Here is a 22,689-nt window from a genome sequence, read left to right as displayed (position 1 = left end):
AGCTCGTACCGATCAGACAGCGACGGACAACGCCTGAAGGCGTTCGCGGAATTCGCGGACGGCCGGAACGGACTTGTGCGGTTGGAGTTGCTCGGAGAACTCCTTCAGGCGGTCCAGAGCCCGTACAGAGCTGACCTTTTCTTCGAGGAGCTCGGCGCCGTGATTCGCGGCGTCCAGCGCTCCGTCCAGGTCGTTTCCGGCGAGGCGCGCTTCAGCCAGCCGGCTGGACCGTACGGCCTTGTCCCGAGGTGCGGCCTTCTTGACGGAAGTCTCCAGTAAAACTGTCGCGCGCTCCAGCTGTCCCGAGCGCAACAGGACCTTGCCCTCGGTCGACTTCAGTTGCGCCTCGCCGAACCAGTCGAGCCAGTCCGGGTTTTCCTCAACGGTGTGGCGTTCCCAGAGGGAAGCGGCACGGTTCAGCGCGGCACCGGCCCTCCCGTGATCTCCGTCGCGGGACAGCGCTTCGGCCTTGTGCAGGTAGAGGAAGGACTGGGTGTAGGGCGACAGGCTTCCAGGAGCGTTGTCGATGGCAGTCGAAACGAGGTCGACCCGCTCAGCGGTCCGTCCGGCTTCGGAGACATGGACGCCCATCTCTGCCAGGACGAAGGCCCCGAAGGCGTTGTCTCCGGCGGTGCGGGCGCTGCGCATGGCCCCGACGTAGTACCGCTGACCGGCGGACCGCAGCCCCGCGTCGTGAGCCATCCAGCCGGTCAGATGCGATACCCGTGCCGCCAGTGCGTAAAGACGGATGCGAATCCTGTCCGTGTAGCGGCCGGCGCTCAGGAGGCCGGTGATCAAGGCGAGATCACCGCGCGCTTGCTCCAGGAGCCGGGCGCCTCCGAGCTGGTCGTCGAGCGTGCGGAGTGTGCTGATGCGCTGCTCGATCGTCGAGACCATCGTGTCGGTGACACGATCTCCGTTGAGCGCAGAGGCAACGGCGGAAGGTGCGTCGGCCCAGCTTGCCGCGAGCCCCGTCAGGGCGGCGCCAGTGATAGTGAGGAACCCTCGACGGTCCATGCGGCCACTTCCCACCAGGTCAGCCAGTGCCTCAACGGTACCGGCCTCCGTCCAAGGAGCGGTGAGCCCGGTGACTTCCCAAACGGGGAGCCACCGAGGCCACGCTTCCGCCTGGACCTGTTCGGACGGAACGCGCAGCAGATCGGCAAGAACGCGCTGAGCGTCGGCGTCCGGCTCCTGACCCTGTTCCCACTTCCATACTGTCGTGCGGTTGGTCGCCAGGGGGATTCCGAGCGACTTCCCGTGCGTCTGCATGAGTCGTGCGAATTGGGCCTTCCCCCATCCACGCGACTGGCGGACGAACGTCAGCGGGTGGACTGCTAACGGCTCACCAGGCATGCCCTCACCCCGTCATCCCCTCGCGGCGTAGTTCGGAGGCTACCCCCGTGTATGGCATCGGCGATGCGCCCCGCAGCAGGAGAAACCCCCCAGAAACGTTCCACACCTGCACGCTGCGGCCGTTGACTGAGCACCAGCCGTTCATGAGGTCCGCACACGGCGTCCCTGCGGCCTCGGCGGTCGACAAGAAATCCGACCGCACGTGGCCGGCCGTTACCAACCGGCCCGAACGCGGTCGCCCGACGCCGCCCCTACGGCACCTCCCCATCTCCCGAAGCCGTGGGTGCAGCGCCCTGACTTCCCGCCGGGACCCCGGTGGGAGGAGCTGAAGAGGAAGGAGCACGAGGTGGCAGAGAGCACGGCACCGCCTCCGGCCCGGAGTGGCCTTCTGATGGCGGTCGAAGAACTGGCCGCCGTCCACGACCGGTACGACAGTCTCCGGTCCGACAACGCCGGTAGTTCCGGCGATGCCCCGTGGCCGGGCGGTGACGGCAACCTGACCGACGTCGAATAGCACCAAGCGGCGGGGGCTGCGTGTGGTCCGCCGTGCCGGCCCCCGCTGCGGCTGCGTCACGTGGTCGCACTCAAGAGGAGGCAGTGATGGAACACAAGTTGATCAGCGCCATCGAGGCGGCGCTGGGATGGGACGGAGCGGACGAGCTCGGACACGGCTTCGTGCGCGGGGGCATGGCCGACCCGGCTCTCGTCTCCCGCATCCTGACCCCGAACCGCCTGCTCGACATCGCCATGCGAAGGAGCCTCAACCGCCCGCAGTTCCGGTGCTTCCAGAAGGGTGAGGAGGTCCACCCGGCCGTCTATTACACCGACACGGTCAGTCCCCGGGGCCAGAGCATTCCCATGGTCAACATGCGCACTCTGGGTAGGTTGCTCGGGGAGGGCGCAACGCTCATCCTCGACCAGGCCAACGTCTTCGACCCGACGATGGAGGTCGCCTGCCGGGCGTTGCAGTGGTGGTCACGTGAGCGGGTGCAGGTCAACGCGTACCTGACGACGAATGACGCCGCGGGTTTCCCCCTGCACTGGGACGACCACGACGTGCTGATCGTCCAGCTCGCCGGCGAGAAGGAGTGGGAGGTACGCGGCACCTCTCGCAAGGTGCCCATGTACCGCGACTCCGACCCCAACAGCACCCCGACCGAAGAGATCGTCTGGGCCGGCGCGATGAAGACCGGTGACGTGATGCACATCCCCCGGGGCCACTGGCACCAGGCAACCCGCAGCGGTCGCGGATCAGGGAAGAGCCTTCACGTGACGTTCGGGATCACCAAGCGCACAGGGGCGAGCTGGCTGGCGTGGTTGGCCGACTGGTCCCGCGAGCACGAGATCTTCCGGCACGACCTGGATCGCGTACACGAGAGCGGCGCTCAGGCCCTGAGCGAGGCCGCCGGCCGACTGATCGGTGAGCGGTCCCCGGCCGACTTCCTGGCCTCGTACGAGCAGGCGACGGCACTTCCACGGCACGTCCCCTTCCTCGATGCTCTAGGTCCGCTCAACGCCATGGTGTGCACCACCCACTTTCCTCCGCAGATCCGGGAGAACGGCGGGACCGTTGACGTCGTGGCCTGTGGGAAGAAGCTCACGTTCGCGGCCGAAGCCTTACCGGCGCTGCGTCTGCTGCTGAGCGGCAGGCCGGTCTGGCTGGAGCAGGCGACAGCCGTTGCCGGGGCCGAGGCGGTGGAGGTGGCCGAGATGTTGGTGAAGGAGGAGCTGTGCGCGGTGCTCACCCCCGAGTTGTCCTCGGGCTACACCGGTCTCGTCACGAACGCCGTCTCCTGACCGCAGCACTGGACCTAGGCGTCACAGCGATCGACACCAGCACCAACTACATCAGCTTTCGCTCCCATGAGATCCTGGCGCGGACAGTCGGCGATCTGTTGCCGAAGTTCACTCTGTCCACGAAGGTGGGCTACTTCCCGAGGCGGGACAGGGCGGAACACTCCCTGGACCCCGTTCGGCTGTGCGGGGCCGTAGAACAGGCGGCCCGGGAGCTCCGACGAGAGCCGGACGTGGTGTTCCTGCACAACCCGGAACACTCGCTCCAAGAGGCCTCTTCTGAGACCGTCCCTCACAACATGGACGTCCTGGCCCAGGCATGCGCCGCCCTTGACGACGCCACAGCGCGAGGGCTGTGCGGAGCCTGGGGCATCGCGTCCTGGGACCCGTCTCCACTGCAAACTCTGATCGGTACGACCATGCCGAGGCCATCCGTACTCATGGTCCGTGCCGGCCTGCTGGTGGGAAGCAGAACGCTCGATGCCGCGGATTCCCTCACCGCGGCGTGGGGCATGAGCGACGGCATGGTGTGGGGCATGAGCCCCTTCGGGGGCAGCACGGGCACTCCTGTGTGGGACAGGATCGACCCACGCGTCTTCCTCGTCGGAGACAGCGCCGGGCTCTCCCGCCTGCAGGCGGCCTTTCGGGCCGCCTACCACCTCCCCCGGATCGATGTCCTTGCCGTAGGAACCGATGATCCCGCCCATCTGGGCGAATTGATCGGTGCTCTGGCCGGCGAGGTCGACGAGCGGGCGATCCACGAGTACCGGAACCTTCTCCGGGATCGATCGCGCGGTCAGCCCGTCTGAAGCTCCGCGACGATCTGTTCCGCCGCACGGCGTGCGGGCTCCTGCCGAGGGTCTTCCGGATGCGCACCAGGCCCAAGGATCTTCGCGCACACGAACAGCGTCATCAGCTTGCCGTCCCGGCTCTCGAAGTCATGGCGCCGCTCTTGCCGTACGCGATCGGCCAGAGCTGGGACGGCAAGGGAACTACCCCACAGGGAAGCCGAGTCCAGCCCCCGCGGCGCGATTCCCCAGTCCTCCCAGTCGAACAGGCAGAACGTCGGCGCGGTCATGTTGGCCCAGTTCAAGTCCGCGTGGGCAGGTACCCATTGCTCGACGGTCGTGTCGAAGTCGCCGGAGAACGCGCTGTGGATGGACTCGGTGACGAGGGCCTGTGTGATGGCGACAGTGTCCGGCGTAGCGACCCGTCCGGTGTCCTGAGCCGAGAGCGCGTCCACCGAGGAACTGAACGCCTGCCACCATTCATCCGGCAGCTTGGGGTCCTCAGTGAGAACAGCGGTGCCGATGGGCGGTCCCGGCAGGAGCTCGGTTTCGTCGGCCCGCCACATCACCGGCTCATCTGCGTCCCGCCAAACCAGACATCCCCGCCATGCCGGCTGGGCAATGCCGTCCAGGCGCGCCGCGCACTCAGTACCGTTCCAGCCCTGAACACCGATCTTGTCCAGCCCCCGCCTCTCGATACGCACCCACGTACCACGATCCGTCCGTGCCCCGATCGAGCGGCGCTTTCGTACCACGGTGTCCCTGGCCAGACATGTCTGAAGCGACCGCCCTACGCGATCAAGCACCTCATCAACGGGTTCAACCCGCAGGTCGACAGCACGAGTCGTTGATGCCGAGAGCGTCATACGGGCGACCGTAGCACCGGGGCGACCGCCCACCTTCATCACAGCACTAGGCACATTGCCAGGGAGGAACAGCGTGACAAACATGGTCCCCTGGCAGCAGCGACTGGCCACCGGTACGGAAGACATCCAGGACGAGGTGATCCGCTGGTACCGAGAGGCAGGGAATGGCAAGGCCTACATTCCCGACATGATCTGGGGAACGCTGCAGACTGAGGCGTACGCGACCGTGATCCTGCGCCGGGTTGTCGACTTCCTCGGTGTGCCGGACGATGTGCCGGCTGGGGTGGCCAAGCGAATGGAGCGGCAGCAGGTGCTGTACGACGGGGAGCGCCACTACGACGTGGTGCTCGGTGAACAGGCCCTGTACACGAACGTCGGCGGGAAGTCGGTCATGCGTGGACAGTTGGAACGCCTGCTCCGCGACATCGACCTTCCTTCGCTCAGGCTTGGAATCCTTCCGGCCACTGCGGAGGTGCCAATCTTCCCCGTTCCCGGATTCAACATGCGTGAGGGGGAGGCCAACTACGAGCTCCTCTCCAGCGGCGTGGACATCACCGACCCCGCCGAACTCGCCCTCCACGAGAAGGCCTTCGCCGCCATCAGCAGTGCCGCCAGCTACGGGTCCGCGGCAGAGGGCTTGATCTCGAAGGCGCTGACTTACTGGAATGGTGATTGATTCCTCCGCCGAGGGGCCGGTGTGAGTCCTGGCGTCGCTTGGCTCAGACATTCCGATGTGGGGCCGGAGTGCGGTGCGCGCGGACAGCTATTCCGCGGGGCGAAGGTCGGCGACCAGGCGGAAGCGTTCCAGAACCGTCAGCGTCGCGTCGTCCACGGTGAACTCGGGGTCCTCCAACGCCGCGCGCATCTCGTCGCTGTGCCAGAAGCGCTCGTGGTTGGCCCGCCACTCGGCCACGCTGGTGTCCCCCTCCCCCTCGTCCACAGCGTGGGCGAGATCCACCTGCGCCAGGGGGACGACACGCACGTCGGTCACCTCGATGACCGCGACTGGGCGGTCGTCCGAGTCGATGACCACCGCACGGCTTCCCACTTTCGGCAGGGGCTCCCCTTCGTGCTCGTAGTCGACGACGAGCCCTGTCGTGGAGGTCTTGGTTCCGTTGAGGATGGCTGCGACCAGCTTGTCCCGCAACGGGCCTGGGAAGGCGAACTCGACTCTGGGCAGCGACGCTGGGTTCTGGGGTGAGGTGGCGTCAGTCGTCATGCGGTCACCGTAACTACCGGCCTGCGCAGGGCGACACGTGCATTGGCGCCTGCCTGACTCGCGTTGATACGGCCCTCGGGAGTCGCTGTGGCGCCCTCTGCCGTCACACGGTGTCCCGGTGGCCGGAACCGGCGTCCGACAACCCCGGTTTCAGGCGGAGGAAGCTGATGGCGGCGTGCACCGCGAGCACAACCGGGAGAGCGAGGAGAAGGGCCCACGGCACCGCGCCGACCGCTGCCAGGAGACAGATGACCGGAAGAGTGAGGAGTGTGGGGAACGTCGAGGTGAGGGCGGTGAGCGTACGGGTTCGGCGGTTCATTGGCGGACTCCTTCGGAGAGAGTGAAGATGCCAGGGTGACCACGGCGAGTGAGAGTCAGGCTGGGCTGTTGCGGGCGAGGTCCAGGTAGTCGGCCAGCTCTCGCCAGGCGTCGGACGGAGCACCTGGGTCTCCCGACATGGCGGCTGGATCGTCATGCCAGGCTGCCTTCACACCAGCGGAAATACCGGCATCGCCGCCGGTGAACAACGCGCTCAGCTCATCCATGCGGGCCGCCAGTCGGCGGACTTTTTGATCACTGGGTGGCATGCCGGCCACACGGAGCCGTTCGGCCCTGCGATAGAGCTCAGGCCACTCGACCTCGAGCAGGTAGTGCATTGCAGGCCCCAGGGCAGCGGCACGAGTCCGCAGGACGTCGATCTGGTCGGCATCCAGGTGGCGGCCCAGCGTGTACTCGCCCTCCGGACCGGTGCCGCCGATCGCCCGCAGCGCTTCAAGCAGGTCCGTGGCTGTCGGGGGCCGGTCCTCCGACAGTTCGTCACCGAGGCGCACGAGCCGTTCCCGCAGGACACCGAGCGCGGCAAGGGACGCCTCCACACCGGCCAAGTGGTCGCGGACCAGCCGGGCCGGGTCGACCCCGGCATCAAGGCAGACGGCGATGGTGTCCAGAGCCAGCCCCAGACTGCGGAGCGCCAGCACCTGATACAGACGGACCAGGTCTTCCTCGGTGTATTCCCTGTGTCCTCCCGCGGTGCGCTGTGAGGGACTGAGCAGACCGATGGCGTCCCAGTGGTGCAGCGTGCGCACGGTCAGGCCGCTGGCCTCGGCGAGCCGGCCCACCTTCCAGGTAGCAGAAGTGGTCATGAAGCAACGATGCATCCTGACACCGCGTGAGGTTCAAGCCACGACGTGACCCCATCAGCGGGTCACTTCACATACGCCGGAGCCACCGCCTACTTCATCAGTCGCCGTGTCGTGCCCGTGCCGTCGGCCGGAACCGTCCACAGGTCCGAGCCGTAGCCCCTGGGGAGGGCTTAGTCCAGGTCCTTCTCAGGAGCCGGACCGGAACAGTGCGACCATCAGCCAGATCATCCCCACCGCCAACAAGGCTGCCACGGTGAGGTAGATGAGCCTCGACAGGCGCTCAGGGGTCAAGGTTTCCCCTCCTTCGGTGTGGTCACCGCGTGCCGGTGACGGTCCGGGCATGGTCGCAGACCCTGGCCGGTTCGGGCCAGGGATACGGGTGGCGTCACAGGGGGTCTTGGTTCGCGGCTCTGTCAGCGGCTCACCGTAGGGTTCAGGCCGTCTATGCCCTGCCAGTAAGGAGACACCGTGGCCCAGCCTGCTCGTCTCGTGAGGACACATGCAGCTCCCCTTGCCTTTTCAGGAGCCGACGATGCTCCCACTGTCGAGCCCGGGCTCACAACGGGGCTGCTCGTGCAACGAGGTGACACGGAGTTGGTCGTGCGGGAGCTCGGAGCGGCGGCCTCGTCTTCGGCATCCCTTCGAAGTGTCCGGCCTGCCAACAGGCCTCGGTGACGGGACCTGGTACACCGCATCCGCCGTCGAGAGCGCCCTTCATCTCTGGAGCGTGTAGCGAGCGGATCAGGTGCGGTCCGGGAGCAGGTCTGGAACAGCCCGACGAACTGCCATACGGTGAACGCCGTCGACCGGATCGCCGGTCCCGGGCGGACAAGCCTCGACGCTCGCCCAGGGCTCACATCAACCGGTCCGGATGGACCATGGCCCCGTCCGGACCGGCATCAGGCGGCCCAGGGGATCACCGCCAGAGGGTCGTGGAGGGCCGCCCGCCCAGGGCTGGGCGGAGGAGTGGGTCACCGCCGCGGCGGGCATGCTTCGCGTGCCCAGCGACAGCCGGTCGAAATGGGGGTCGATGGCCAGCATCCTCACCGGGCGGCGACGTGAGGCGCTGATCCTCGCGTCAGGACCTGTCCTCGCAGCAGCCGTGGGCGTGGTGACCAATCTGATCACCTCAAAATGGAGTTGGGGTCTCTTCGCCGCGCTGCTCGTGGTGATAGCCCTGGCCGCCGTGGCCGCCGCTCTGGTGCCTGGAAGCAATGACGACGAGTCGGACTCCGCCCGCAGTACCGGTCCGTGCACACTGCCCCCGGGGGCCGCGGTGTTCGCCGGGCGCGACCGGGAGCTGCGCCAACTCCTCGGCGCCCAACCTCGGACGAGCGGGTCCCGGCCCCTCGTCTGCATCATCACGGGCCGGTCGGGGAGCGGCAAGACGGAACTGGCCGTCCAGGCGGCGCACCTGCTCGCCGAACGGTACCCGGCGGGCCAGCTCTTCGTGAGTTACCGGCGCCATGCCGCCCCAGACGAAGGACTCGATCCGCAGGACGTTCTTGCCACTCTCCTGCTCGCGGTCGACGCCCCTCAGATCCCGACGCGGCCGGGCCTCACCGCGATGAGCTCGCAATGGCAGTCCGCAGTGCGACACAAACCGTTCCTGATCGTGCTCGACGACGTCGACCACACATCCCAGGTACTGGAAGTCCTTCCCAGCTCCCCTCGCGGCCTCGTTCTGGTCACCAGCCGGAAGATGCTTCCCGGAATCGAAGCGGACGTGCACGTTCCGGTCGACACGCTGACCGAAGAGGGCGCACGAACCGTGTTGAACGCCCTCCTGGAGCAGCACCAGTGCACCGTCGGCGACACGGTGATCGACGTGCTGACAGCGATGTACCGGCTTCCGCTCACCGTGCGGCGCATCGCGGACCGCATCATCACCGAGCAGAGACCGCTCGACCCGTACAACGGGCCGGGCCACAACACCCTCGGACTCGAGCCGATGCTGGCGACGATCCAGGCCCTCCCACCGACGGCCCGTCTGGTCTTGCATCGGACCGCGCTGCATCCGGGGGCCCACGTCACGGCCGCGATCGCCTCCGCCCTGGCGGACGTGAGCCACGAGGAGGCCGGACACGCCCTGGACCTACTCCATCGTCGCGGTCTGCTCATGAGTCCCGACCCGCACTGTTACGGGTTCCACGACCAGGTGCTGTTGCTGGCGCAACCGGAGGACACGGTGCAGAACGACGAGACGTCCGCGCCGGCCAGGGAGCGGCTGTTCCAGCTGATGGCATGCCTGCTGAACCGGGCGAACAAGTACATCTCCGCGCCCATCGTCCTGAGCGGGCTGGACAGTGCCAGTGCGGGGCCCGACGTGCGGATGAGCGAGACAGAGGCGCTGGAGTGGCTGCACCATCACTTCGACGACTTGCAGTCAGTGGCACGCCTGGCGGTCGAATGCGACTGGTCCAAGAGCTGGCAGCTGACGACCGGGCTGGCCTACTTCATGCGCATCGAGAGGCACAACCTCGCTCAGGCCGAGCAGCTGAACACGGACGCAAGAAAGATCGCGGAACAGTCAGGAGATCTCGCTGGGGTGGCTTACTGCCGCGCCCACCTGGGGACCTTGCACCGCGCTTCGGGACGGTACCGATCGGCAGAGGAGCACTCCCGTACGGCGATGCGTCTCTTCGCCGAGCTGCCGCCGTCCGAGCGGCCCGAGCCGCGCAACGAGGCGTACTGTGCGAGCGAACTCAGCACCATTCTCTACCACTTGTCCAAATACGTGCCCGCGGAGGACACCGCGGAGCGGGCCGTCGACCTCTACCGTGATGTGGCGGACCGGCGTGGCGAGGCCAACGGACTGGGTGTCCTCGGCCTGATCAGACGGGCGACCGGCAAATACCAAGAAGCGCGCGAGGCTTTCACGGAGGCGTATTCGATCTTCGCCAGTATGGAGAACCTTCGCAACCAGGCGTGGATGCTCATCGAGCTGGGCACCGTCGACCGGCTCACCGGGGATCTGCAGGGCGCTCTGACACGGTTCTCCGAGGCTCTGGACATCTATACCGACACCACGGACCGAGGTGGCTGCGCCTGGGCACGGCGCGAGCTGGGCATCGTGCACAGGATCCTCGGCAACCACACCCGGGCCCTCCGCCTGCTCGAAGCGGCGCGCCGGGAGTTCACCGATCTGTGCAGGCCGAGGGACGTTGCGGACGCCGAAGTGGAACTCGGCACGTTGCACCGGTCGATGGGCGACGTCGACGCAGCGCGCGGGCACGTGATGGACGCGCGTGACGCGTACGACGACATGGGCAACCGACGAGGCAAGGCATGGGCCGAGCTGGAACTGGGCGCTCTGGATGTCGCACAGGGCCAGTACACCTCGGCGGCGGGAAGCTTCCAGCTGGCACAGCGGATCTACCAGGACATCGGTGACCGTTCCGGTGCCGCGCGGGCCCTACTGGAACTGGGCGGACTCGCACTCGCCCGGGGGGATCGCGCAAGAGCGCGCCATTACCTCGCAGAAGCCCATTCCCTCTACACCGCGCTCGACGCACCGCAAGCCGCGGAGGCTCAGGACCTCCTCGACAGGACGTGAGGGATCGACCGGTTCAGCCGGGCCCGGGCGCACCGTCGGCAGCCCGGTCACCGTCCGCAGGACGGGCGCCGCCGAGTACAGCGCGGACGGTCGCGCGGACGGTCTCGTGCTCCTCCTCCGACATCCACTCGCGGACCACGCGCTGCAGAAGCCGGTGGATCTGGATGGTTCCGTTACGGCGGTCGACGTGGCACAACGGCTGACGGCCGAGACACCGGACGGCCCGCGCGACCAGAGCCGTGTCGTCGCTCCCCGGCTCCAGCTCGGCCAGGGCATCGCGCACGGCCTTGCCGTTCAGCAGGTCGAGCGGGATGGCCTCCGGGCCGAAGTGGGCACACAGTTGGAGCAGACGGCGGGCGACGGGCCACTGTGGGAGGGAGTCAGGCAGGGCTCCGCCCCGCCACGACGGGTCCGCGTCGGTACCGGCGTCGTCACGGCCCGGCTTCTCCCGCAGCAGACGAAGGTACAAGGAGGGGTCCATGCGGGACTGTTCGAGAAAGGCGGCCGCCAGCTCCACGGCCAGTGGCAGGTCGGCGACCTCTTCGGCGACGGCATCGGCATCCTCGGCGCTCAGCTCGGAGACCCGGCCACGGAGATGCGCGATGCTCTCGGTCCGTGTGAAGCCGCCCACGTCGAGGTGCTCGGCGAGCCGGGCCCAGCCGTGGTGTTGCGTGGTGATCAGGACATGGCCCACCGAACTGTCGACCAGCATCGGTTCGAGGGTCTCGGGTGTGGTGGCACTGTCGAAGATCAGCAGCCACCGGCGGTACCTGCCGTCGTGGCGCAGGGCGTCCCGGACCGCCTCGGCCGTGGCCGCGGCATCGCCGCGCTCCTCTACGCCAAGGTGGGGAGCCAGTTCGGCGTACTGCTCCAGTGCTCCTGCGCGGGACTCCGCGTGGATCCACCAGACGACGTCGTAGCCGCGGCCGTAGCGGTGGGCGTACTCGAGGGCCAACTGTGTCTTCCCGACGCCGCCCGGACCGTGCAGCACGAGGGGCGTGTCGTTGCCGTCGAGCCGCCGACGCAGTGTACGAAGCAGTTCGGTGCGCCCGGTGAAGCCCCGGTTGCGCATGGGCACGGACCAGGCGGGCGGTTCGACTCCCGGGTAGCGGGGGCCGCTGTCGGCAGCGGCGCCGGGCCCCGCACGAGAGACGTCCCGCAACTTCATGGCCCGTAGGAGAGCGGTTCTGGCGTCGGCCTCGTCGTCACCGGTCAGGTCCACGGCCGCCCGGTCCGGGAACTGACACGCGAGCGGTACGGGGTCGACGCGGACGGGCACCAGTATGCGCCCCGAGCCCAGCTCGTCGACGGCCACCACGGCTTCCCACAGGGTCCGGGCCAGGGCGGAATCCCCGTACGCGGCCGACACGACCACCACCGTGCGGGAGGCCACGCGCACCAGGTCCTGGATCCCGGCGTCCTCGGGGCCCGGGCGGACCACGGTGAGCCCCGCCTCGCCGAGGACACCACCGATCCAGTCCGCCCACACGTCGTCCTCGGGCAGATGGCCGAGGACGACGTCCGGGGGGTCGACGGACCGGCCCCGTACGGCGGTCTTCAGATACGTCCGGCGTTGTCCCTCGTCCGGCGGGACGAGCGAGGTGACCTCTCCCCGCGTGATGACCGCGGTGAGCCGTTCGTAGGCCGCGAGCAGGGAGGACGGGGCGCCCGGTTCGTCACGGAGGACTGCCAGGATCTCCTCGTAGGCGTAGGCCGGTTGGTACGGGATCTCCACGTCGCCCCAGTAGCGGCGAGGGTCGACATCCGGTGTGCGCAGCAGAAACCCGTGGAACCTCAGCCGGACCCGGGCCCGGGCGGCCTCGAGCCGGTCCGGTTCCGCGCGTTCCGCGCGCATGGGCACCGGCAGGACACGGATCCGGCGGTGCGTGTACAGGCTCTCCACCCGGTGCGACAGGGCCGCCGCACCCTCGATGCCCTGGTCGCTGTGGGTGAAACAGTGCACCAGCACGTCGGGCAACTGGATGGTGCAGAGGTCGGCGAGGTCGCTCCCGCCCTTGGGGCTGTCGACGAGAACATAGTCGTAGTCCCGCCGGAACAGCGCGCACAGCGCATCCAGGAACCGGCCGCCGAACCGCTCGTCGTAGAAGCGGTCCCAGTCGGGTGTCGAGTAGGCGCGCGCCCATTCATTGTCCGCTGTACGGGCGTGGAGGTGGTCCAGTCGTCCGCCCGCCGGAAAGTCCACTTGCAGCGGGGACACCGCGTCCTCGATACCGGTGTGCGCGGCGACCCAGGCGTCGAGCCGGTCCATCTCGCCGGGATCCTGCGGCAGTCCGCCGGGCTCCGGCAGACGGGCACGCGCCTCCTCGACGCGTGCCACGTGTCCGAGGACGAGCTCCAGCACGCCGGGCCGACGGCGCAGTGCGCCACGGTCGAGGAACGGGTGCAGGAACCGGTCCAGCCCCGGCGCCTCCAGGTTCCAGTCGGCCGTCAGGACCCTGTGGCCCTGCGAGGCGATGATCCAGGCCACGTTGGCCAGGGCCATGGTGCGACCGGTGCCGCCCTGGGGACTGTGGAACGTGATGATCCGACCTTCGGAGGGCCGGTCGGGCGGGTGCGTCATGGTCGGACACGTGGCCTTTCGACGTCCGGGCCGCGGGCCGCGTGAGCGCGCGAGGGCCGGTGGAGGTCCATCCACTCGACAGCGGAGTCGACGGCCCAGCGCAGCGGCAGCAGGCGGCTTTCGGCGTTGCCGACACGGCCGTGTGCGATACGGCCGTCGGCGGTCGGGCCGTCATCGCGGGACCGTGTCTCGAGCCACCGGCCCAGTGGGCCGAAGTCCTCGTCGTGCAAATCCACGTCGACAGAGCTCGTCCACCGGGGGGTGCCGTCGACGAGGACCTTGCAGTCGTATCGGCGGGTAGGACCGGGCGGGCGGTACTCCGCCAGGTGGAAGGCGGTGCAGACGTCGAATCCGACGCCCAGCAGCAGGATGTGGGCGCCGAGTTCGTAGAGGCGGCCCAGCGGTGACTGTTCGCCCAGGTGACAGTCCTCCGCGTGCCATGCGGTGACCCGCTCGGCGTGGGCGCCGAGTGCGGCGAAGGAGGTCTGGGGATGGCCGCTGCGCCGGGCACCCGCCGTGCGGCGCACCTCCTCGGCGATCCTTCCCATGCCCTCGGACGGAGTGGACGACGCCCTGAAGGGCTCCATGACGTCGTGGAACTCCCTCAGTCGGCTGTCCGTCATACCGCGCGTGCGTGCTATGTACTGGGGGGACGTCCGCGAGTTGCCCGCGGTGAAGGCGGGCACGACCAAGGTGCCCTCCGGGCCGAGCACGGCACGGAGGGCACGGACCACCGTGCGGGCGCCGTCCCGCACCGGGCCCATGGAACCCAGAGACGCGTGGACCAGCAGTGTGGTGCCCTGCGCGCAGCCCAGTCTCCTCAGATCGGCGGCGAGTGACGCCTTGCTGTGCATCCGTCGTCAACTCCCCAGCAGACCGGCCATACGGCGTCCGTATCGCGTCAGACCGGCCGCGTCCCGGGCATCGGCAGCCGCGCGGCCGAGGTAGGCGGAGCGCAGCCGGTCCAGGGCCTCCGGGCTTCCGGCGAGGTCGAACAGGTCCGACAACGCGTTGAACTTGAGCTCTTGGACGCCGTCCACGAGGAGGTCGCTCAGCTGGGCGGCGGTGTCCGGCAGGGACAGCGCCAGCGCGCCGAAGGCCCGGGGGCCGGCGGTGACGGCCCCCTCCGGTGTCGGGTCGCGGAGCGGGGTGCAGGCGGTCAGCAGCGTGCGGATTCCCGGCAGGCGCCGACTGTGCCGGGCCCGGAGATGGGCGGCCGCCTCGGTGAACAGGTGTTGCCACCGGCCGTACTCCTCGTCGTCCAACCGTGGCGACGGCGCTACGCCGGCGACGTCGCGGTAGGGGTCGCCGTCCTCCAGCAGGACGCGGAACTCGTCCGTGACGATGCGGCGCACCGGTTCCCATGACGTCTCTTCGTGCGCTGTCCCGGTGACGGGCCGTGGGCGCTCGCCGTCGCCCCGGCTCAGCAGGAGCACCCCACGGCGCACGACGAGTCCGACCCGCCCCCGGGCGGGCGGCAGGGTCAGCCGGCCGAAGCCCGGCACGTGGAGCGTGTGGACGGTGTCCGGCAGCTCGGCCTCCAGGTCGGTCCCGGCGCGCAGGGCGAGCGCAAGGGCGATCTCCACCAGCCGCTGCCGGACGGCACCCTGATCCAGGAGCCCTTCGAGACTGCGGGCCGACCACTCCCCCAGATACGGGTGACGCAGTAACTCGGCCGTCCGGTGCGGCCATCGACGGTCCATACGGGTCAGTGCCTCCGCCTCCGGTCCGGGCTGTCGCCTGCACACGGCGGCCAGGAGCATCCTGCGGACACTGGATTCAGCCGTGACGAGGACGCGCAGCGCCTCGTCGTCGCCGTCACCCGCCGCGAGGGAGTCGAAGCTCCGCCGCGTGAGGGCGTGGGCAGGCCTGACGGGACGCCGGGGCGGGGACTGGAGCACATGGTCGATGAGCCGGACCAGGTCGATGCAGTACACCGAGGGGTTGTCGAAGCCGTTGCCCCGACGGTACCGGTGGCCGTAGAGGCCACCGCCGCAGATCCGTACCAGGCGGCAGTGGCGGCAGGTCCGGCACAGGCCGTCCATGCCGTTCCGCTGGGCGAGGAAACCGGGGTGCGCAGCCGCCTCGTCGAAAGAATGCCGCAGGACATGGAATCCGGTCCGCGGCGCGTCCTGCTCCGCGGTCTTGAGCCAGTCGGCCTGCTCGATCTCGCCGTCCGTCTCGACGACCACGAGGTCGGGACTGCCCAGGCCGAGTGCCTCCGTGAACGAGTCCTGCCCGTCGCGGCCCGCCTCGAGCGAGTCGAACAAGCGGACCGGGAAGGGCCTGCCCTGGGCGTTCCAGAGGTCGTACACATCGGTCAGCCACCGCGCGTAAGCGGTGGGGTGCTCCCCGGACCGCGCGGGAGGCCGCTCCCAAGTGGCGTGCGGCAGCAGGAAGTCCACCCTGGGGGGTTCAAGTTCGGCCAGGGCCCGGTACACCGCTGACGGGTCGTTCGCCACGTCGACCGTGCACAGCAGTCCCGCGAAGGCTCGACGGTAGGGAGGGGACCCGATGAGCCGAACGGCCCGGACCACCGCGTCGTACGAGCCGGTGCCATTGGCCCGTTTGCGGTGACGGTCGTGGGAGGCACGGTCCCCGTCGAGGGATATTCCGGTACTGATCCCCTCGCGGACCAGCATGGCGCAGAAGTCGTCGTCCAGGAGCAGGCCGTTGGTCTGCATGCGCAGGTCGAGGGTGCATACCCCGTCCAGCGCCGCACGCAAGTCTGCCGCGATCCGAGCCAGCCGCGCGCGCCCGGCCAGCAGCGGTTCGCCGCCGTGCAGGATGACGTGCACGCGCTGGAGTTCGGGGTGGCGAACCATGTGCTCGGTGATCCGTGACACCGTCGCGTCGACCACGTCGTCGGGCATCACATGCGGCCTGCGCCGCCAGCTCTGGTCGGCATGCTCGTAGACGTAGCAGTGGTCGCAGGCGAGGTCGCACCTGCTGTGCACCTTCAGGACGAACTGGCGAAACGCTGGGGAAGGAGCAGCCACCGCAGACGGTGTCCGGCTCGCTCAGATACTGGACTGGAAGGTCGCTGTGGGCGTCCCCCCGCACGGAAGCAGTCGGGCCAGTGCCGCGGCAGTGGCCTCACCCAGCTCTTCCAGAGGGGTGTCCGCGCAGTCGGGGACCAGCGTGGCGAAATCCACCTCCACATGCGGCGTGCGAGACAGACCGCCAGGGAAGACGTCCGAGGCTGTGCTCATCCCGATCTCCTTTGCTGGTTCACGAAGGGCACACGCTGTGTCACCCGGCGCGGCGGGCCGTCACCGCAGCCTCATCATCGTGGCGTCGTCGGCGCGAGGACAAGAGCACGAACCGGCCCCGGTTCCGGCGAGGATGGCGGGCCCTGTGCCCTCACTCCACGTAAGCGGGTGCCACCGCCGACGTCAGCAACCGGCGGGCCGTGCCCGTCCCGTCCGCCGGGACCGTCCACAAATCCGAGCCGTAGTCCCCTGGGAGGGCGTAGTCCAGCGTGGAGTTGTCGGCCCACAGGGCCTGGTCGTCGATGTTGCGCTGTTCCGCCGTTGCCGTTTCCTTCATGGTGCGGAGGTTGAGGACGTAGAGGCGCCAGGGCGCGTCCGGGGAGGCTCCTTGCACGCGTTTCTTGTACGCGATGCGCGTGCCGTCGGGGGAAAGGGACGGGCATTCGACGTTGCTGTGCAAGGTCGTGAGCGTGCGGGCCTCGACATCGCCTCGGACCAGGTAGGTCTTGCCCCCCGTCGCCAGCGTGGCGTAGAAGCGGTTGTCGTCGGCGAAGGTGACGCCCCAGATGTTGGTGTCGGCGGCGCGGTAGGGGTGGCCGTCCTTGGTGATGTGGAAGGTCTCGAGGTTGTCGTCGATGGACCAGGTGCGGGTGTCGACGATGGCGGTGCGGGTGGAGAAGTCGGTGCCGGCGTAGGAGTCGCCGCTGACGAAGACGGTCCAGGCGACGAGGTGGCCGGAGGGCGAGACGCGGGCGCGGGTGGGGATGCCGGCGGCCGGGAAGTGGTGGAGTTCGTGGAGTTGGGAGTCCAGGACCACCGCGCGGTAGGTGTCCTCCAGGGCGCCGTGTACGGCCTGGAGGCAGATCGCCGTTCCGGCCGCCGCGTGGAAGCGCAGGCACTTGACGCCCGAAGCCGTGCGCGGGCCCCGCACATCACCGGCGGGCACGGCGGCGATCTCGTCGCGGTGCGGGCCCCAGGCCAGGTTGCGGAACAACAGTTGGGGGGTGGGCGGCCGGAGTGACACCGTGCCGGGTCGTACCGTCGGGCCGTCCGCCTGTTGCTCGTCCCGTTGGCCCGAGCGGTGGGCCGCGTGCAGTACCGCTCCCGTGCCGACCGCGCCGAGCAGCACGACGGCGAGCAGGAGGATCAGCAGTCGGGATCTCCTGGTCATGCGGGCTTCACCTCGTCTGTCGTACGGAGTACATACGCGGCCACCGCCGCGCTGACCGCCAGTGCCGCCGCCGTCATGGCCAGGGCGGTTCGGCCGCCCCACTCGCTCCAGGCCGCGCCGAAGGCGAGGGAGCAGGCGAACCGGGCCAGCGCCTGGCCGGTGCCCACCAGTGCCTGGCCGGCGCCCTGGTGCTGGGCGGGGACCGCTCCCGCCGTGGCGGCCGCGAGTACGCCGTCGGTGGCCGCGTAGAAGGTGCCGTGCAGAAGGAGGACCGCGATGACCGCCGGGATGCCGTGCCAGGGGGACAGCACCAGGCCGTAGCCGAGCAGCAGGACGCCGTGGCCGGCCAGGAAGAGCAGGCGGCGGTCGACGCGGTCGGCGAGGGCGCCGAGCGGGACGGCGAGGAGGAGGAAGACGGCCGCCGTGCCGAGGGGCAGGAGCGGGAAGAGGTGGGCGGGCAGGTCGCCTTCGCGTTGGAGGAGCAGGTACAGGAAGGAGTCGCTCACCGTGGTGAGGCCCAGGAGGGTCGCGCACAGGGTGAGTCGGCGCAGCTCCGGGCGGCGCAACAGGCCGAGCGCGTCACGCAGCGCCGGGCGGGCCGGGTCCGGGGACGGTACGGCACCCCGCTCGCGCAGCGCGGGGCGGGCCGGGTCCGGCGACGGTACGGCATCCCGTTCGGGCGGCGGCTCGGGGCGCGGCCCGGCGACCGTCGTCGCGATACGGCGCGGCACGAACAGCACCAGCACCAGGACGCCGAGCGCGGCGACGCAGCCGCTGACCGCGAAGACCGCGTCGTAGCCGTCGACGGTGGCGCGCAGTACGGCGAAGGCGACGAGGGGGCCGAGGAGTGCGCCGGTGGTGTCCATGGCGCGGTGGACGCCGAACGCCCGTCCCCGGCGTTCGGGTGCGGTGGCGAGGGAGATCATCGCGTCCCGGGGTGCGGTGCGCAGCCCCTTGCCGGTGCGGTCGACCGCGAGGACCGCGCTGATCAGGGGGAGGGTGTGGGCGAGGAGCAGAAGGGGCTTGCACAGCGCCGACAGGCCGTAACCGAGGCCCGCGACGGCCTTGTGGCTGCGGCCTCCTCCCCGGTCGGCGAGGTGGCCGCCGGCCAGGCGGACCAGGGCGCCCACGCCGTTGTTGATGCCGTCCAGGAGTCCGAAGCCGAGCGGTGAGAGGCCGAGGGCCGTGACCACGTACAGCGGGAGGACGGCCGTGACCATCTCCGAGGAGATGTCGGTGATCAGGCTGACCGCGCCGAGTGCCAGCACCGTGCCGGGCACGGCGGCCGACCGCCGCCCCGGACGGGTGTCCGGGACGACGGCGGCCTTGGTGCTGTGCGAGTCCCCGGTCTTGGTGCTACGGGAGTCCGCGAGATACACGAGTGTCAGTTCCAGATGCCGGAGATGTCGGCCGCCGAGGCGGCGTTGCCCGCGTGGGCGGTGAGACCGGCGAGGTCCTCCACGGTGCGCAGGACGTTGTAGTGGTTGTAAGTGGTGGCGCTGGAGCTGCCGGGGGTGACGTGCTCACCGTAGAAGACGGTGGGGATGCGGTTGCCGGACAGCTTGTTGTCCTCGTCGAAGGTGACGGCGAGGATGCTGTTGTGGGTCTTGGCCCAGGTGGCGTAGGCGCCGAGGTTGTTCTTGATCCAGGTGTCGCCCGTGGAGACCGAGCAGTCGTGCATGTCGCTGCACAGGTTGGGGACGACGAAGGACACCTTCGGCAGGGTGGTGTAGTCGGTGGGGAACTGGGTCATGGTCTTCGCGGTGCTCGTGGGCACGTTGGAGAAGCCGAACCACGGGTTGTGCTTCTGCGCGTAGTTGCCGCTGCTGCAGGTCGTGGAGCCCTGGCTGGGCAGCGACTCGTTGTAGCTCGCCCAGGTCTTGCCGGCGGCGATCAGCTCGGAGGCGAGGTTGGGCTTGTTTATGGAGCCGACGGAGACGCAGCTGTCGTCGGTGCGGCCCTGGTTGGAGCCCGAGAACAGCATGTAGTAGTTGGGCTCGCTGGGGTGGGTGAGGCCGTAGGACTGCGTGAGGTTGGCGCCACCCGCCTTCAGGGTGTTGTTGATGTAGGGGGCGCTGGAGCTGCCGATCACCTGCGAGTAGGCGTGGTTCTCCATCACCACGACCACGACGTGGTCGGGGGTCGGGAGGGAGGCGGCCTCGGCGGTGGAGGCGGTGGCGGCCCACAGCCCGATCGAAGTGGCGGTGAGGGCCACGGCACCGGCCAGTGCGGCGAGGGGACGTCGGTCGCGCTTGGGAGCCTTGACGGCGGTCATAACTGTCCTCCGGACAGGTGTGACGGACTCACGGGGGGTGGTGGGAGCGCCGTAACCCTAGGGGTGGGCGAGGGAACCCGGCCGCGCGTCGTGAGCGAAGATCAGACGAACGGTGGGCCCTGCCGGGCAAAGCCCGAGTCAAGCGGTCACCATCCCGGCAAATTCCGGGTCAAGCGGGGCGCCGACGGGTTTGGGGCATGGCGGAAGCCTTCAGCTGGGCACGGTGGCGGCCGTCAACCTCGGCCGCGGTTGAGGTCACGCAGCTTGGTCCGGGTGGTGTGGCGGACGCGTCTGGTGCGGCCCTGGTCGGCCAGGAGGGCCAGTGCCTCGGGGTTCGCGGATGTCTCGACGATCTTGCGTTGCAGCCAGTCGGAGGCCCTCGTCAGGGACTCGGGGGTCCAGGGGTGGGCCAGGGCGACGGACCGGAGGAGGGTCCATTCCCGGAGGCGGGCAGTCAGGAAAGGGTGGTCGGTCGTCGCCTCCGTCATCGACTGCGACCACTGTGGGTGGGCCGGGGTCAGGTGGAGGGCCGTCGCCCGTTCGTCGAGGTGGTTGAGTACGGCCGACCGGGACATCACGGGGTCGGGATCGGCGAGGATTCTGCGGATCAGCAGGGCTTCCTCGGCGGGCGTCGCCTGACGCAATTCTCTCACGTAGGTCGCGAATCTCGCGTGTTCCGGCGGCTGGGCCTCGCTCACCGTGCCGCCTTCCCGTTCATGAACCCGGCGATCGCCCGATCGCCTCGTACAGCGCGTCCGGCTGGTCCAGGTGGACCAGGCCGTCAGGTTCTCCTGTGCGGCCCGGCCGCCGCCAGCGATTTGCCCGTCGAGGCCGCCCGCCCGCCCCCTCCCCCGCTCAGCCCTTGACCGCGGAGCTGGCGACGCCCTGCACGAACCAGCGCTGGAAGAAGGCGAAGACCACCAGGACGGGGAGGACGAGGAGGACGCCGAAGGCGAGGATCTGGCCCCAGTCGGGGGGCTGTTGGCCCTGGAAGACGCTCATTTCCAGGGGGAGCGGGCGGACCGACGGGTCGGAGACCATCAGGACCGGCCAGAGGAAGGAGCCCCACTGGGTGAGGAAGGTGAGGATCGCGACCGAGGCGAACACGGGCTTCGACATCGGCACGATGATCGCGAAGAAGGTCCGCCACGGGCCCGCGCCGTCCAGCCGGGCCGCCTCCTCGATGCTCGGCGGGATCGAGCGGAAGAACGTGTGGAACTGGTAGACCGAGAAGGCGTTGGCGATGAAGGGGATCGCCTGGATGAAGAGCGTGTTGCGCTGGTCGTTGAACATATAGAACAGCGGGACCGCCACCGACTCGAACGGGACGAGCATCAGGAGGAGGACCAGCGTGAAGACCGCCTCCCTGCCCCGCCATTTCAGCCGTGACAGCCCGTACGCCGCCATCGAGTTGACGAACAGGCCGCCCGTGACGACCACGAACGACAGCAGCAGCGAGATGCCCATGAAGCGCCAGAAGTAGCCGGTGCTGTCGGAGTTGAGGCTGTCGAGGACGGCGGAGTAGTTGTCGAAGGACAGATGGGTCGGGAGGAAGCCGGACAGGCCGTCGAGGACCTCGTCGGACGGCTTGAGGCTGCCCAGGAAGAGATAGAGGACGGGCAGCGTGAAGACGAAGGCCAGGACGGAGAGGACGGCGTAGTCGAGGACGCGGCGGATCCCCCTGTGGGGCGCGCGCGGCATGCGGGTCGTGCGGGTCATGGCCATGGGTCAGTCCTCGTTGTCGGGCCGGACGACGCGGCGCTGGATCAGGGTCAGGACCACGACGATCAGGAAGAACACGACCGTGATCGCGGACGCCTGGCCGATGTTGTTCTGGTCGAAGGCCGTGGTCACGGCCTGGTACATCACGGTGCGGGCGGCGTCCTCGTCGAGACCGCCGCCCCGGACGAGGACGTAGACCTGGTCGAAGACACGGAAGGACAGCACCGAGGTGAGCAGGGCGACGAACACGAGGGTGCCCCGGATGCCGGGGAGCGTGACGTGGCGGAACTGCTGCCAGCGGGAGGCCCGGTCGAGTTCGGCGGCCTCGTACAGCTCACCCGGTATCTGCTGGAGGCCGGCGAGCAGGATGACCATCTGGAAGCCGACGCCCTGCCAGACGGAGAGGACGATGACCGACGCCATGGCCGTGGTGGCGTCGCCGAGCCAGTCGAAGGCGCCCCAGTTGCCGAAACTCACCACGTCCAGCGCGGAGTTGAGCATGCCCTGGTCGCTGCGGGCGAGGATCAGCCGCCAGATCACGGCGACCAGCGCCATCGGGAAGACGACGGGCATGAAGAAGAAGGACCGGAACAGGCCGATGGCCTTGAGCTTGCGGTTCAGCAGGATCGCCAGCCCGAGCGCCAGGCCCGTCTGGAGGGGGACGACGACCACGGCGAACGTCAGGTTGTTGAGCAGCGCCCGCAGGAACGGTCCCGAGAGGTCGGGGTCGGTGAACAGCCTCCGGTACTGCTCCACTCCGAAGAAGGTCGGTTCCAGCGGCGAGCCCAGGCGCACGTTGTAGAAGGAGAGCACCACGGCGTAGCCGAAGGGGATGCCGACGAAGGCGATGAGCCCGCCGACGGCGGGGGCGGACATCAGCAGTCCGTGCAGCCACTCGCGGTTCTTGCGCGCTGTGCGTGTCGGGGGTGCGGGCTTCACGGAGGTCACGGGCGGGGCCAGGTCCGGGCCGGGCGGTGCGGCGTGCGCGGGTTCCACGGATTTCACGG

The 22,689-nt window shown here is 69.1% G+C and carries 20 protein-coding genes; 5 read left to right on the top strand and 15 right to left on the bottom strand.

Features of this window, described 5'->3' with window-relative positions; genetic code table 11:
• Window positions 1-12: 12 nt before the first annotated feature.
• Entirely contained in the window at window positions 13-1,356 is a 1,344-nt protein-coding gene (locus ACGFNV_RS41230) for a transcriptional regulator (RefSeq protein ID WP_393630094.1), read from the bottom strand.
• 346 nt (window positions 1,357-1,702) lie between these two features.
• Here ACGFNV_RS41230 and ACGFNV_RS41225 point away from each other — a divergent pair, with 346 nt between their 5' ends.
• From ACGFNV_RS41225 to ACGFNV_RS41215, 3 genes are all read left to right on the top strand, one after another.
• On the top strand, window positions 1,703-1,870 hold the full coding sequence (locus ACGFNV_RS41225) for a hypothetical protein (protein ID WP_393630092.1): 168 nt from the start codon (window positions 1,703-1,705) through the stop codon (window positions 1,868-1,870).
• Between the two features lie 86 nt (window positions 1,871-1,956).
• The gene (locus tag ACGFNV_RS41220; protein ID WP_393630090.1) at window positions 1,957-3,153 is read left to right on the top strand and encodes a JmjC domain-containing protein; all 1,197 of its coding nucleotides are present in this window, start codon (window positions 1,957-1,959) and stop codon (window positions 3,151-3,153) included.
• Entirely contained in the window at window positions 3,087-3,959 is an 873-nt protein-coding gene (locus ACGFNV_RS41215; RefSeq protein WP_393630088.1) for an aldo/keto reductase, read from the top strand. Before ACGFNV_RS41220 ends, ACGFNV_RS41215 begins: the two co-directional genes overlap by 67 nt.
• Here ACGFNV_RS41215 and ACGFNV_RS41210 read toward each other — a convergent pair.
• Window positions 3,947-4,804 carry a hypothetical protein gene (locus tag ACGFNV_RS41210; RefSeq protein WP_393630087.1) on the bottom strand — a complete coding sequence of 286 codons (858 nt, stop codon included), beginning with the start codon at window positions 4,802-4,804 and terminating at the stop codon, window positions 3,947-3,949. The genes ACGFNV_RS41215 and ACGFNV_RS41210 overlap by 13 nt on opposite strands.
• An 82-nt stretch (window positions 4,805-4,886) precedes the next feature.
• Between ACGFNV_RS41210 and ACGFNV_RS41205 the strand changes: the two genes are divergently transcribed.
• Complete coding sequence (locus tag ACGFNV_RS41205) at window positions 4,887-5,480, top strand: Scr1 family TA system antitoxin-like transcriptional regulator (protein WP_393630208.1); 594 nt, start codon at window positions 4,887-4,889, stop codon at window positions 5,478-5,480.
• Window positions 5,481-5,567: 87 nt separating this feature from the next.
• Here the strand turns inward: ACGFNV_RS41205 and ACGFNV_RS41200 are convergent, their stop codons facing one another.
• The 3 genes from ACGFNV_RS41200 to ACGFNV_RS41190 form a co-directional block, all read right to left on the bottom strand.
• The gene (locus ACGFNV_RS41200) at window positions 5,568-6,023 is read right to left on the bottom strand and encodes an ASCH domain-containing protein (RefSeq protein ID WP_393630085.1); all 456 of its coding nucleotides are present in this window, start codon (window positions 6,021-6,023) and stop codon (window positions 5,568-5,570) included.
• 103 nt (window positions 6,024-6,126) lie between these two features.
• Window positions 6,127-6,342: a hypothetical protein gene (locus ACGFNV_RS41195; protein ID WP_393630083.1), complete on the bottom strand. Its 216-nt coding sequence runs from the start codon at window positions 6,340-6,342 to the stop codon at window positions 6,127-6,129.
• A gap of 55 nt (window positions 6,343-6,397) precedes the next feature.
• Entirely contained in the window at window positions 6,398-7,165 is a 768-nt protein-coding gene (locus ACGFNV_RS41190) for a MerR family transcriptional regulator (RefSeq protein ID WP_393630081.1), read from the bottom strand.
• Between the two features lie 871 nt (window positions 7,166-8,036).
• Between ACGFNV_RS41190 and ACGFNV_RS41185 the strand changes: the two genes are divergently transcribed.
• A complete protein-coding gene (locus tag ACGFNV_RS41185; RefSeq protein ID WP_393630079.1) occupies window positions 8,037-10,721 on the top strand; it encodes a tetratricopeptide repeat protein in 2,685 nt (894 codons plus the stop codon).
• Window positions 10,722-10,734: 13 nt separating this feature from the next.
• Here ACGFNV_RS41185 and fxsT read toward each other — a convergent pair whose 3' ends face one another.
• The 10 genes from fxsT to ACGFNV_RS41135 form a co-directional block, all read right to left on the bottom strand.
• Window positions 10,735-13,302 carry an FxSxx-COOH system tetratricopeptide repeat protein gene (gene fxsT / locus ACGFNV_RS41180; protein ID WP_393630077.1) on the bottom strand — a complete coding sequence of 856 codons (2,568 nt, stop codon included), beginning with the start codon at window positions 13,300-13,302 and terminating at the stop codon, window positions 10,735-10,737.
• Window positions 13,299-14,156 (bottom strand): aminoglycoside N(3)-acetyltransferase, encoded by an 858-nt coding sequence (locus tag ACGFNV_RS41175; RefSeq protein WP_393630075.1) that lies wholly within the window; start codon window positions 14,154-14,156, stop codon window positions 13,299-13,301. Before ACGFNV_RS41175 ends, fxsT begins: the two co-directional genes overlap by 4 nt.
• A 6-nt stretch (window positions 14,157-14,162) precedes the next feature.
• Window positions 14,163-16,301 carry an FxsB family cyclophane-forming radical SAM/SPASM peptide maturase gene (locus ACGFNV_RS41170; protein WP_393630073.1) on the bottom strand — a complete coding sequence of 713 codons (2,139 nt, stop codon included), beginning with the start codon at window positions 16,299-16,301 and terminating at the stop codon, window positions 14,163-14,165.
• A 21-nt stretch (window positions 16,302-16,322) separates the two neighbouring features.
• The gene (locus ACGFNV_RS41165) at window positions 16,323-16,514 is read right to left on the bottom strand and encodes a hypothetical protein (RefSeq protein WP_393630071.1); all 192 of its coding nucleotides are present in this window, start codon (window positions 16,512-16,514) and stop codon (window positions 16,323-16,325) included.
• Window positions 16,515-16,665: 151 nt separating this feature from the next.
• Window positions 16,666-17,685, bottom strand: coding sequence for a TolB family protein (locus ACGFNV_RS41160; RefSeq protein WP_393630070.1), 1,020 nt, complete (start codon window positions 17,683-17,685; stop codon window positions 16,666-16,668).
• Complete coding sequence (locus ACGFNV_RS41155) at window positions 17,682-19,064, bottom strand: MFS transporter (protein WP_393630068.1); 1,383 nt, start codon at window positions 19,062-19,064, stop codon at window positions 17,682-17,684. The genes ACGFNV_RS41160 and ACGFNV_RS41155 overlap by 4 nt, the downstream gene beginning before the upstream one ends.
• Before the next feature lie 5 nt (window positions 19,065-19,069).
• On the bottom strand, window positions 19,070-19,960 hold the full coding sequence (locus ACGFNV_RS41150; protein WP_393630066.1) for an alkaline phosphatase family protein: 891 nt from the start codon (window positions 19,958-19,960) through the stop codon (window positions 19,070-19,072).
• A gap of 233 nt (window positions 19,961-20,193) precedes the next feature.
• Window positions 20,194-20,658 carry a hypothetical protein gene (locus ACGFNV_RS41145; protein WP_393630064.1) on the bottom strand — a complete coding sequence of 155 codons (465 nt, stop codon included), beginning with the start codon at window positions 20,656-20,658 and terminating at the stop codon, window positions 20,194-20,196.
• 157 nt (window positions 20,659-20,815) lie between these two features.
• Window positions 20,816-21,685, bottom strand: a complete 870-nt coding sequence (locus ACGFNV_RS41140) for a carbohydrate ABC transporter permease (RefSeq protein WP_393630062.1) — start codon at window positions 21,683-21,685, stop codon at window positions 20,816-20,818.
• Between the two features lie 3 nt (window positions 21,686-21,688).
• Window positions 21,689-22,687, bottom strand: a complete 999-nt coding sequence (locus ACGFNV_RS41135; RefSeq protein ID WP_393630060.1) for a carbohydrate ABC transporter permease — start codon at window positions 22,685-22,687, stop codon at window positions 21,689-21,691.
• Window positions 22,688-22,689: the final 2 nt, after the last annotated feature.

Origin of the sequence: Streptomyces sp. NPDC048751, assembly GCF_043198595.1 — a bacterium.
Classification (GTDB): Bacteria; Actinomycetota; Actinomycetes; order Streptomycetales; family Streptomycetaceae; genus Streptomyces.
Note: the sequence above shows the minus strand (reverse complement) of the source record. Positions and strands in the feature narration are given on the sequence as shown.

What these genes read in the sequence shown, in the direction of transcription:
- ACGFNV_RS41150 (WP_393630066.1), bottom strand. Translation starts at nt 19,960, where the DNA reads ATGACCGCCGTCAAGGCTCCCAAGCGCGACCGACGTCCCCTCGCCGCA.
- ACGFNV_RS41140 (WP_393630062.1), bottom strand. Translation starts at nt 21,685, where the DNA reads ATGGCCATGACCCGCACGACCCGCATGCCGCGCGCGCCCCACAGGGGG.
- ACGFNV_RS41165 (WP_393630071.1), bottom strand. Translation starts at nt 16,514, where the DNA reads ATGAGCACAGCCTCGGACGTCTTCCCTGGCGGTCTGTCTCGCACGCCG.
- ACGFNV_RS41205 (WP_393630208.1), top strand. Translation starts at nt 4,887, where the DNA reads ATGGTCCCCTGGCAGCAGCGACTGGCCACCGGTACGGAAGACATCCAG.
- ACGFNV_RS41200 (WP_393630085.1), bottom strand. Translation starts at nt 6,023, where the DNA reads ATGACGACTGACGCCACCTCACCCCAGAACCCAGCGTCGCTGCCCAGA.
- ACGFNV_RS41230 (WP_393630094.1), bottom strand. Translation starts at nt 1,356, where the DNA reads ATGCCTGGTGAGCCGTTAGCAGTCCACCCGCTGACGTTCGTCCGCCAG.
- ACGFNV_RS41160 (WP_393630070.1), bottom strand. Translation starts at nt 17,685, where the DNA reads ATGACCAGGAGATCCCGACTGCTGATCCTCCTGCTCGCCGTCGTGCTG.
- ACGFNV_RS41185 (WP_393630079.1), top strand. Translation starts at nt 8,037, where the DNA reads ATGGACCATGGCCCCGTCCGGACCGGCATCAGGCGGCCCAGGGGATCA.
- ACGFNV_RS41190 (WP_393630081.1), bottom strand. Translation starts at nt 7,165, where the DNA reads ATGACCACTTCTGCTACCTGGAAGGTGGGCCGGCTCGCCGAGGCCAGC.
- ACGFNV_RS41175 (WP_393630075.1), bottom strand. Translation starts at nt 14,156, where the DNA reads ATGCACAGCAAGGCGTCACTCGCCGCCGATCTGAGGAGACTGGGCTGC.
- ACGFNV_RS41210 (WP_393630087.1), bottom strand. Translation starts at nt 4,804, where the DNA reads ATGACGCTCTCGGCATCAACGACTCGTGCTGTCGACCTGCGGGTTGAA.
- ACGFNV_RS41195 (WP_393630083.1), bottom strand. Translation starts at nt 6,342, where the DNA reads ATGAACCGCCGAACCCGTACGCTCACCGCCCTCACCTCGACGTTCCCC.
- fxsT (WP_393630077.1), bottom strand. Translation starts at nt 13,302, where the DNA reads ATGACGCACCCGCCCGACCGGCCCTCCGAAGGTCGGATCATCACGTTC.
- ACGFNV_RS41220 (WP_393630090.1), top strand. Translation starts at nt 1,957, where the DNA reads ATGGAACACAAGTTGATCAGCGCCATCGAGGCGGCGCTGGGATGGGAC.